Genomic DNA, 4,404 nt, shown 5'->3' on the forward strand with positions numbered 1-4,404 from the left:
GGTGCTTAACCGTGGCTTCGAGCTTTATGAGCTGCGTAAGTTCTTCGCAACCTGGATGATCAGCAGTACTCCTCAGTACTACCACCATAATGCTCAAACTCATAACCCATTCTCTCGTACATCAAGCATACATTCCTCTCACAAGGATCATTCAATGACCAACAATTCATCAATTCCAACTTTTATTAACACTACTTTTAAAATTATACCTATGAGGAGATTAAAGGTTCGTTATTTTGAGGTGGTTCCGTGCCTTCTTCATTCTCTATTATCTTGCGATATGCATTTATTTCTTCATGGTTTCCCCATCTAGTGGGTGTGTTTGAGAGATTGAGAAGGATTGCTAGGTGCATTGTTGGGAGTACTGAGTGTTTATTAATAACGATTTTAATAATTGGCATTATCGTATCCGCAGTCTTTGGGCTAGTGCATATGTACCAGGTGCTGGGGCCGATCATTGGGGCCCTAATATCAATAATAGCCGTACTAGGCAACGACATAGCCAAGCACTACTCATCAACGAGTACGTTAAGGCTATCCCTAGGCATTGGCGGTAAAGATGACCCAGGGCTTGACGTTGAGGTTTTTAATCCAACGCGTAGGGTATCCGCAATGATAATCAATGATGGCAATGCAATAGTTAGGGATGCAAAGGCATCACTAACAATTAAGGTCAGGAAAAATAACGGCCAAGAAACGTACCACCTCGGCGAAATCCTACTACGCAGGGATCAATTTAATGATTGTAAAGAAAAGTATAAGCATATTAAGTATATCGAGGATTTACTTAACTCTCCTAATTGCGGCAATTACCTCGTTAATGAAATCAATCCTCACGTAATTGGTGAGGCACTTCCCTGGGCTTTACCCGAGAGGATAATACCGAGACCTATGGCGTACTTTCCAAGGAGGATTGGGAAGGAGAAAATAAAAGAATTATTTAGTTGTAAAGGCTTAAAGGAGATTATTGATAAAGTGCTTCCTGATAAATTGCCAATGCCCTGGCTCTACACTGATTATCAGCACATAACATCAATATCCCCTGGCCAGAGGAATAGGTTGTTAATCTTTGATTATGTAAAATTGAGTGAAAGTGAGTACCTAGTAATGCCCTATAGCGAATACGGTGGTGGAGGACCAAGTGACCCGTCGTTAAGGCCCTACAGGGCATGCCTAAGGCTAACCAAGGATACGGAGTTGGTGCTTGAGGTCACGGTGCATGGTGAAGGAGCCAGAAAACCACTAAAATTCAACCTATGCATAACCGTAGACAAATTAAACAAACTTGAGGATGCGGTAAAAAAAACGTAAACAAAGGTGGATGCTACAACCAATTACTCCCGGCATTAAACAGCTTCAGATGCTAAGGCCGGAAGTGGGTTGTAAAACCACTGCGAGTCACGACCAAGACAAACCATAACCAAACAACCAACACCAAGCCAAGACATGAGGAGCTTAGGAATTGGTACTTGAGGCATGCACCATGCCTGTTATGTTCTTGGTTGTATTAGGGTTATGTTTTAATAATTTTTCAATGGTTTTAGTGGCTTGGTGGGATGATGGGTGGTGACCTCGTCAGTGCAGCTAGGAGGGGCTGGCTTGGCTCGGTAATGCTCTTCTGGACGCCAATATTTGTGATAATAGCGCTTGCGGTTTCGTTGGCGGGTGCCATCGCGTTAAACTCTGTGGCATTTCTGGTCCTATTCTTTGCCGCATTGATTGCAGATTTCGTTCTTGGCATTATTGGTGTTATCAACCTCGTACTATCAACCCGTGACCTATCACAAATCTACAATGAGCCAGGCATTTGGAGATACATGAGGAGGTTCTTCGCCCTATACATTGCGGGGCTTATTCTCACGCAAATAGCCTCAGCCCTAGCCCCCAACCCTATCGCCGCCAGGGGCAGTGTGTTCCTCTTCATAATCCTGAATATCCCAGCAGCGTACTCCCTGAGGGATGCGTTTAAGCTTTTGAATAAGTTAACGGGTATTACTGAGTTTGAGGACGCCGGTAGGGACTACTGGCTTGGTGCATGGCTCTCACTAATCCTCGTTGGAGCCTTCGTAATATGGTACTCATACTACGTAATGATTAAAGCCTTTGGGAAGTTGAGAGCCCAGGCGAGATAAGTCTATTTTTAGTAATACTTTAAAGTCAAAAATCTGCTATATTTAGACCTTAATGAGTGTTTCCAAGACGCTCTCGATAGGATTAATAATTATTGTGGTTGTTCTAGCGGTTATCGCGGGCTTCTTCGCCTATGAGTGGTACGCAGCCGAGAATAATTACCACGCACTCTACGCCCAGTACGTGAGCCTGCAAAGTAATTACACGGCACTGGAGCAGGTACTCGGCATTGCAGACAAACTACACAAACCTACAAAACCAATACAACTCACTTCAAAGTCAATATAGCGGTCTGCAGGGGCTGTATAACTCACTCGAGAGCCAGTACAACACACTACAGAGTGAATACTCAAGCCTACAAAGCCAGTACAGCAACGTGAGTGGTTTGCTGAATGCAGTCGTCACTGGCATGGTTAGCGACACAGAGACTGACACAGTCTCGCCAGGTGATTATGACTTCCTAATAAGCATTTACGTACCCAGTGGTTGCACGGCTTCAGTTACATTCACGGTGAGCAGCACTGGGCCTGTCACGGTGTACGTGATGGGCGCAGCTGACATGATAGATCTGCTCATTGATGAGTGGGCGCAGTACTATGGTCAATCACCACCATTCACGTGGAGTTACTACTATGAATTCAGCGGCACCTATATTCAACAGACAATTACGCTATCACCGACCTACCAATACGGAGGCAACATGTACTTCGTGGTTGTTTACAACCCCAACGCATACAGCGTCACAGCCACTGGAAGCATAACGCTCAATCACTTAAGTTGTGGTAGTTCTAGTTAGTGAAATAATGCGAGATATAAAACGTGGTTATTTTAAAAAAAGTAATGATGGTTTTATTTTGATATTATTGTTTCATTAACTGCCCTTTTACCAGTTTATTGATGTGTTTATTGTTGGTGGTGTTATGTTTATCTGCGGTACTGTTATGTTTATTGGTGGTATTTGTGGTATTGTTATGTTTGGTGTGGGTATTGTCACGTTGATTGGTTGGATTGTCGGTAATGTACCATTTATAATGCTTGCCTGTGCAGTGCTTGTTAATTGTATGTTCGGTGTTTGTGGTGTGAATGTTAGTGTTATGTTTGTGAACACGGAGACCGTGCTTGCGTTGGGTAGTACATTACTAATCACTAGGTAGTAGCCACCACTACCCAATTGCTGCGTGTCCAGGGCAACCTGGGTATTGAACATTGTAGACTCACCACCGTAGTAATAAGCCGGCCCGGTAAACGACCAAATTTGCTGAGTGTATAGGCTCTTGAAGTAGTTGAATTGGTCCGGGGTGAATATGAAGAGTCTCACCGGCCCCGTACTCGTCACATAAATATTCAATGTGGCGTATTCCTGACCAGTTGGTAAGCTGTACTGGATCGGGACATACTCATAGAACTGCGGGTATAACTCAATGCTAAATGCCGTGACTGGCATTGTCACGGGCCCACTACACCAATTGCTCAGTTCAATCACGAGCCACGTGGTATTCTCAATCTCATAGGAGCAGCCATAGGACTGGTAGTACTGCGGGATGTCTATGTTTGGGCCGGGAATCTCCGTGACTGGGCATGAACCAATAACCACGTAGCTGGGTCCATAACCAATGAAGTAGCCGTAGTACGTGTAGTTCGGGTTCATCAAACCCCTCCAGTGTATTGGGGCATTACTAATCATGTACTGGACATACTGATTAGGCGTGTAACCACTTGGGTATAGGGCCTCCTCACCAGTTATTAGGAAGTCCTGGTACTGGCCTAGGTACTCCTGGTAGTCACCCTCATAGCCGTAGTGGCTAATTGCCGGGTTTGTAATCATTGTGTTAAACCTAACCTGGGCGAAATCACTGAGCCACGGGCAATACTGGAGTGGTGGTGCACCCTCCTCAGCCCTATACTCATTAACAACACCAATGAATTGACCAACCCAGTTAGGGTCAATAACGACCGACTGGGTCGTTGATTGGGTAATCGACGGCTGCGGTAAATTAATTGTTGGTGGGGTGATCGATGATGTGGTTATTACGAATGGCGTTCCTGCTCCAAGCATTATTAATGTACTGATTAGTACTATGAAGAACCAAAGCCCGGTATACCACCTACGCCTAAGCACCAATGCTATGAGCGCCAATATGAATGCAACGGTCATGGGAAGCATCATCTGAACATAAACAGCATAACCCCACATTAATAAGCTCAGGATAAGTAGAATTGCAGCAATAGCACCACCGACCCTACGTCCACCACCCCCGAATGAGTATTTCCTAC

General features: G+C 44.7%; 5 protein-coding genes. 4 read left to right on the forward strand and 1 reads right to left on the reverse strand.

Annotated elements, in window-relative coordinates:
* The first annotated feature begins 318 nt into the window (after positions 1-318).
* From JCM16159_RS12920 to JCM16159_RS12935, 4 genes are all read left to right on the forward strand, one after another.
* Positions 319-1,311, forward strand: coding sequence for a hypothetical protein (locus JCM16159_RS12920; RefSeq protein WP_243666925.1), 993 nt, complete (start codon positions 319-321; stop codon positions 1,309-1,311).
* A 245-nt stretch (positions 1,312-1,556) separates the two neighbouring features.
* The gene (locus JCM16159_RS12925) at positions 1,557-2,132 is read left to right on the forward strand and encodes a DUF996 domain-containing protein (RefSeq protein WP_054858088.1); all 576 of its coding nucleotides are present in this window, start codon (positions 1,557-1,559) and stop codon (positions 2,130-2,132) included.
* Between the two features lie 52 nt (positions 2,133-2,184).
* Positions 2,185-2,418 carry a hypothetical protein gene (locus JCM16159_RS12930; protein ID WP_054858089.1) on the forward strand — a complete coding sequence of 78 codons (234 nt, stop codon included), beginning with the start codon at positions 2,185-2,187 and terminating at the stop codon, positions 2,416-2,418.
* On the forward strand, positions 2,360-2,926 hold the full coding sequence (locus JCM16159_RS12935; protein WP_243666926.1) for a hypothetical protein: 567 nt from the start codon (positions 2,360-2,362) through the stop codon (positions 2,924-2,926). Before JCM16159_RS12930 ends, JCM16159_RS12935 begins: the two co-directional genes overlap by 59 nt.
* An 87-nt stretch (positions 2,927-3,013) precedes the next feature.
* On the opposite strand, the gene JCM16159_RS12940 is transcribed toward JCM16159_RS12935, so the two are convergent.
* Positions 3,014-4,404: CAP domain-containing protein (locus JCM16159_RS12940; RefSeq protein ID WP_243666927.1), on the reverse strand; the 1,391-nt coding region annotated here is incomplete at its 5' end.

This window comes from Vulcanisaeta sp. JCM 16159, assembly GCF_001316265.1.
In the GTDB taxonomy this organism is placed as follows: domain Archaea; phylum Thermoproteota; class Thermoprotei; order Thermoproteales; family Thermocladiaceae; genus Vulcanisaeta.

Excerpts from the sequence above, each read along its gene's own strand:
- JCM16159_RS12930 (WP_054858089.1), top strand. The coding sequence starts at position 2,185 with ATGAGTGTTTCCAAGACGCTCTCGATAGGATTAATAATTATTGTGGTT.
- JCM16159_RS12925 (WP_054858088.1), top strand. The coding sequence starts at position 1,557 with ATGATGGGTGGTGACCTCGTCAGTGCAGCTAGGAGGGGCTGGCTTGGC.